This window comes from Agrococcus sp. UYP33 (assembly GCF_054060915.1).
The window spans coordinates 1-5,779 of the sequence record NZ_JBSSDR010000003.1 but is presented as its reverse complement, the minus strand read 5'-3'; the positions used below and the strand labels follow the sequence as shown (position 1 = coordinate 5,779).

Sequence of the window (5,779 nt, the reverse complement as noted above, 5' to 3'; positions counted from 1 at the left end):
TCTGGGGCCCCTTTCCAAGGTAAGTCCGGCGGTGTCCTACTCTCCCACAGGGTCCCCCCTGCAGTACCATCGGCGCTGAGAGCCTTAGCTTCCGGGTTCGGAATGTGACCGGGCGTTTCCCTCTCGCTATGGCCGCCGAAACACTATCGATGTTTCAGTCTGCACAGCTCTCCACACGGCGTCCAGAGGACACGGGGTGGAGGGCTGCAGTTCCCGACCGTCTATCGGGAACCACAAAGTGGACGCGAGCAGCAAGCTCATGTAGGTGTTATCAAATTATCGGCTTATTAGTACCGGTCAGCTTCATGGGTCTTTAGTCCCCACTTCCACATCCGGCCTATCAACCCAGTAGTCTGGCTGGGAGCCTCTCGCCCGAAGGCATGGAAGTCTCATCTTGAGGCCGGCTTCCCGCTTAGATGCTTTCAGCGGTTATCCATCCCGAACGTAGCTAATCAGCGGTGCTCCTGGCGGAACAACTGACACACCAGAGGTTCGTCCAACCCGGTCCTCTCGTACTAGGGTCAGATCCTCTCAAACTTCCTACGCGCGCAGCGGATAGGGACCGAACTGTCTCACGACGTTCTAAACCCAGCTCGCGTGCCGCTTTAATGGGCGAACAGCCCAACCCTTGGGACCTACTCCAGCCCCAGGATGCGACGAGCCGACATCGAGGTGCCAAACCATGCCGTCGATATGGACTCTTGGGCAAGATCAGCCTGTTATCCCCGAGGTACCTTTTATCCGTTGAGCGACAGCGCTTCCACAAGCCACTGCCGGATCACTAGTCCCGACTTTCGTCCCTGCTCCAGTTGTCACTGTCACAGTCAAGCTCCCTTGTGCACTTACACTCGACACCTGATTGCCAACCAGGTTGAGGGAACCTTTGGGCGCCTCCGTTACTTTTTGGGAGGCAACCGCCCCAGTTAAACTACCCACCAGGCACTGTCCCTGAACCGGATTACGGTTCGAAGTTAGATATCCAGAGTGACCAGAGTGGTATTTCAACATTGACTCCACCCGAACTAGCGTCCGGGCTTCACAGTCTCCCACCTATCCTACACAAGCCACACCGAACACCAATACCAAGCTGTAGTAAAGGTCACGGGGTCTTTCCGTCCTGCTGCGCGTAACGAGCATCTTTACTCGTAGTGCAATTTCGCCGAGTTCGCGGTTGAGACAGCTGGGAAGTCGTTACGCCATTCGTGCAGGTCGGAACTTACCCGACAAGGAATTTCGCTACCTTAGGATGGTTATAGTTACCACCGCCGTTTACTGGGGCTTAAATTCTGAGCTTCGCTTGCGCTAACCCTTCCTCTTAACCTTCCAGCACCGGGCAGGCGTCAGTCCGTATACATCGTCTTGCGACTTAGCACGGACCTGTGTTTTTAGTAAACAGTCGCTTCCCACTGGTCTCTGCGGCCTTCAAACGCTTCCGGCAGCTAGTGCCGTCACGCCTCAGGCCCCCCTTCTCCCGAAGTTACGGGGGCATTTTGCCGAGTTCCTTAACCACGATTCTCTCGATCTCCTTGGTATTCTCTACCTGACCACCTGAGTCGGTTTGGGGTACGGGTGACTAGAACCTCGCGTCGATGCTTTTCTAGGCAGCATAGGATCACAGACTTCCCTCTAAGGGTTCGGCAAAGCTCTCAGGCTATGTGTGGGACGGATTTGCCTATCCCACGCCCTACGGCTTACCCGGACTCAACCATCGGCCCGGTTCTGCTACCTTCCTGCGTCACACCTGTTAATACGCTAGCCGCACCAGCATAGGGTCGAGTGCTAGCCCAAGGACGTCACCCCGAAGGGATCGGTCCAAGGATTCGGACTCTTAGCATTACTGGATTGACTTGGGCGGTTCTTCGCCAGCTCAGGAGTATCAACCTGATGTCCATCGACTACGCCTGTCGGCCTCGCCTTAGGTCCCGGCTTACCCAGGGAAGATTAGCTTGACCCTGGAACCCTTGGTCTTTCGGAGGACATGTTTCTCACATGTCTTTCGCTACTCATGCCTGCATTCTCACTCGTGTGGCGTCCACGGCTGGATCACTCCGCCGCTTCACTCGCCACACGACGCTCTCCTACCAATCCGTACGCCTGGACCGCTTTTGAGGGCGGCCGAGCTGTTGTACGAATTCCACGACTTCGGTGATGTGCTTGAGCCCCGCTAAATTGTCGGCGCAGAATCACTTGACCAGTGAGCTATTACGCACTCTTTCAAGGGTGGCTGCTTCTAAGCCAACCTCCTGGTTGTCTAAGCAACTCCACATCCTTTTCCACTTAGCACATGCTTAGGGACCTTAGTCGGTGGTCTGGGTTGTTTCCCTCTCGACGATGAAGCTTATCCCCCACCGTCTCACTGCTGCGCTCTCACTTACCGGCATTCGGAGTTTGGCTGACGTCAGTAACCTTTTGGGGCCCATCGGCCATCCAGTAGCTCTACCTCCGGCAAGAAACACGCAACGCTGCACCTAAATGCATTTCGGAGAGAACCAGCTATCACGAAGTTTGATTGGCCTTTCACCCCTATCCACAGCTCATCCCCTCAGTTTTCAACCTAAGTGGGTTCGGTCCTCCACGAGGTCTTACCCTCGCTTCAACCTGGCCATGGATAGATCACTTCGCTTCGGGTCTAGGACATGCGACTGAATCGCCCTATTCAGACTCGCTTTCGCTACGGCTACCCCTCACGGGTTAACCTCGCCACATATCGCTAACTCGCAGGCTCATTCTTCAAAAGGCACGCTGTCACAGCTACTAAGGCTGCTCCAACGGTTTGTAAGCAAACGGTTTCAGGTACTATTTCACTCCCCTCCCGGGGTACTTTTCACCTTTCCCTCACGGTACTTGTCCGCTATCGGTCATCTGGGAGTATTTAGGCTTACCAGGTGGTCCTGGCTGATTCACACGGGATTTCTCGGGCCCCGTGCTACTTGGGATGAACCTCACGCCATCGCATGGTTTCGGCTACGGGATTGTCACCCTCTTCGATGGACCTTTCCAAGTCCTTCGCCTACCACGGTCTGTAACGTTCGCTGCTCGGCAGAGCAGCTGAGATGTCCCACAACCCCGATCGTGCAACGCCTGCCGGCTATCACACACGATCGGTTTAGCCTCTTCCGCGTTCGCTCGCCACTACTTACGGAATCACTGTTGTTTTCTCTTCCTGTGGGTACTGAGATGTTTCACTTCCCCACGTTCCCTCTACCCGCCCTATATATTCAGGCGGGAGTCACTGGGTCGGCACGCCGCCCAGCGGGGTTTCCCCATTCGGAGATCCTCGGATCGAAGCTTGTTTATCAGCTCCCCGAGGCTTATCGCAGATTACTACGTCCTTCATCGGCTCCAGATGCCAAGGCATCCACCGTTTGCTCTTAGAAATTTGACCACATACATGAGTATTGTTGGTTAATCGGCAGCCCGAAGGCTGCTGACCAATGATCTATATAGATCATCTGACTCGAGCCGAAGCTCGAATCTAAGATGCTCGCGTCCACTGTGTAGTTCTCAACATACGGTCGGTACCGTCAGCCTCAGCGCACTGCGCTTCAGCCATACGGTCCAGAGGAAGTCCGAAGACGCCAAAAGGCGCCGTCTGGTCCCTCAGGACCCAACAGCGTGCATGCACCCGGTCTCCCCCACCCCACCGTTCCACGCTGCGAGCAGCGGTACTGAGCGGGAGAAGATCCCCCGAGCGCCAATGTCAATGTTCCACCCTTGAGCTGACCACCGGTCGACGTGTGCGACCGAAGTGGCTCTGCGCCGGCTGAGCCGGCGAGATGCTCCTTAGAAAGGAGGTGATCCAGCCGCACCTTCCGGTACGGCTACCTTGTTACGACTTAGTCCTAATCACCGATCCCACCTTCGACAGCTCCCTCCAAAAGGTTAGGCCACTGGCTTCGGGTGTTACCGACTTTCATGACTTGACGGGCGGTGTGTACAAGGCCCGGGAACGTATTCACCGTAGCGTTGCTGATCTACGATTACTAGCGACTCCGACTTCATGAGGTCGAGTTGCAGACCTCAATCCGAACTGAGACCGGCTTTTTGGGATTCGCTCCACCTTGCGGTATCGCAGCCCATTGTACCGGCCATTGTAGCATGCGTGAAGCCCAAGACATAAGGGGCATGATGATTTGACCTCATCCCCACCTTCCTCCGAGTTGACCCCGGCAGTATCCCATGAGTTCCCACCATTACGTGCTGGCAACATAGGACGAGGGTTGCGCTCGTTGCGGGACTTAACCCAACATCTCACGACACGAGCTGACGACAACCATGCACCACCTGTATACGAGTGTCCAAAGAGTTCACTGTCTCCAGTGCGTTCTCGTATATGTCAAGCCTTGGTAAGGTTCTTCGCGTTGCATCGAATTAATCCGCATGCTCCGCCGCTTGTGCGGGCCCCCGTCAATTCCTTTGAGTTTTAGCCTTGCGGCCGTACTCCCCAGGCGGGGAACTTAATGCGTTAGCTACGACACGGAGACCGTGGAATGGTCCCCACATCTAGTTCCCAACGTTTACGGCATGGACTACCAGGGTATCTAAGCCTGTTTGCTCCCCATGCTTTCGCTCCTCAGCGTCAGTTACGGCCCAGAGATCTGCCTTCGCCATCGGTGTTCCTCCTGATATCTGCGCATTCCACCGCTACACCAGGAATTCCAATCTCCCCTACCGCACTCTAGTCTGCCCGTACCCACTGCAAGCCCGAGGTTGAGCCTCGGGTTTTCACAGCAGACGTGACAAACCGCCTACGAGCTCTTTACGCCCAATAATTCCGGACAACGCTTGCACCCTACGTATTACCGCGGCTGCTGGCACGTAGTTAGCCGGTGCTTTTTCTGCAGGTACCGTCACTTTCGCTTCTTCCCTGCTAAAAGAGGTTTACAACCCGAAGGCCTTCGTCCCTCACGCGGCGTTGCTGCATCAGGCTTGCGCCCATTGTGCAATATTCCCCACTGCTGCCTCCCGTAGGAGTCTGGGCCGTGTCTCAGTCCCAGTGTGGCCGGTCACCCTCTCAGGCCGGCTACCCGTCGTCGCCTTGGTGAGCCGTTACCTCACCAACTAGCTGATAGGCCGTGAGCTGATCCTTGACCGAAGTTCTTTCCACGACCAGGAGATGCCTCCGATCGTCGTATCCGGTATTAGACGCCGTTTCCAGCGCTTATCCCAGAGTCAAGGGCACATTGCTCACGTATTACTCACCCGTTCGCCACTAATCCGGAGGAGCAAGCTCCTCCTTCATCGTTCGACTTGCATGTGTTAAGCACGCCGCCAGCGTTCGTCCTGAGCCAGGATCAAACTCTCCGTAAAGAAAAGTTGCATACCGCCGGCAAGCCGACGGCAGCGAGTTTGATGCTGACAAAATAGACTGTCTACTGACAATCTGTCTCATCCAAAGGAATCGTTGTCCCCGAAGGGACGACGAGTTAATATTTTGGCATTTGACATTGTGCACGCTGTTGAGTTCTCAAGGATCAGACGCTCCCGTACCTCACCATCTCTGGATCCGTGCCGGGGCAACTTCTCTATCGTAACCACTTCTCAGCCCGTGTCAAATCGACACGCGGTGCAGAGTCGAGCCGACACCAGCCAGCCGCACCAGGCAGCCGTCCGTCGCGCCGAGCGCTCCGCACTGTCAACATTGAAGTGATCTGTCACCGTACTCGCACCAGACGCGACACGCTACAGCGTGACGCCTATCGGCGAGGAGGTGGTCCCTCTTGATCCGCTGGCCAGTCCGGCTCTGCGTCTTTGGGGTGACGAGGGATTACGTTACACG

Annotated in this window: 3 rRNA genes; all 3 read right to left on the bottom strand. The window is 55.8% G+C overall.

Annotated features, from left to right (window positions below):
* Positions 1-23: 23 nt before the first annotated feature.
* A 5S ribosomal RNA gene (gene rrf / locus ACVWW9_RS14315) occupies positions 24-140 on the bottom strand.
* 127 nt (positions 141-267) lie between these two features.
* Positions 268-3,385: ribosomal RNA gene (locus tag ACVWW9_RS14310) — 23S ribosomal RNA — on the bottom strand.
* Positions 3,386-3,787: 402 nt separating this feature from the next.
* Positions 3,788-5,310 (bottom strand): 16S ribosomal RNA (locus ACVWW9_RS14305).
* Together the 16S, 23S and 5S rRNA genes form the textbook arrangement of a ribosomal RNA operon.
* Positions 5,311-5,779: the final 469 nt, after the last annotated feature.